Origin of the sequence: Desulfatitalea alkaliphila, from assembly GCF_022968795.1 — a bacterium.
Lineage (GTDB): Bacteria > Desulfobacterota > Desulfobacteria > Desulfobacterales > Desulfosarcinaceae > Desulfatitalea > Desulfatitalea alkaliphila.
The window spans coordinates 1-575 of the sequence record NZ_JALJRB010000092.1 but is presented as its reverse complement, the minus strand read 5'-3'; the positions used below and the strand labels follow the sequence as shown (position 1 = coordinate 575).

The 575-nt window shown below is 56.3% G+C and carries 1 pseudogene; it reads left to right on the top strand.

The annotated features are described in order from the left end of the window. Nucleotides 1-575: pseudogene (locus MRX98_RS21880) on the top strand (ISKra4 family transposase); the annotation flags it as partial.

Sequence of the window (575 nt, the reverse complement as noted above, 5' to 3'; positions counted from 1 at the left end):
CGCGTTTGGGCGAGCCTTGAAAAGACGCCGCAGGAGGTGATCGAAGAGGTGTTCGAAGAGGCGGGCCGCCGGGACCCTTTGCATCAAAAAAGATGGGTTGCCCTGGTGGACGGCAATAAACACCAGATTCGCATCCTGCGCCGCATGGCCAAGGAAAAGGGCATCGATTTGACCCTCATCGTCGATATCATCCATGTCACCGAGTACCTGTGGGATGCGGCAAGGGTTTTTCATCCAACACCCGGCCAAGAGCAGGAAAGCTGGGTCAGAGTCCGTCTTCTGGAGATTCTGCGCGGTAATGCCGGATATGTGGCCGGAGGCATGCGACGCAGCGCCACCTTGCGAAATCTTGCCGCCTATGATCGCAAACCCGTGGATACCTGCGCGGACTACCTGCTCACTTATAGCCCCTATCTGAAGTACAATCGTTATCTTGATCAAGGATATCCCATTGCAACGGGGGTCATTGAAGGCGCCTGCCGTCATCTGGTCAAAGACCGCATGGAAATCACCGGCGCACGTTGGAGCCTTCAAGGTGCCGAAGCCATTTTGCGTCTTCGAGCCTTGCGTGCCAG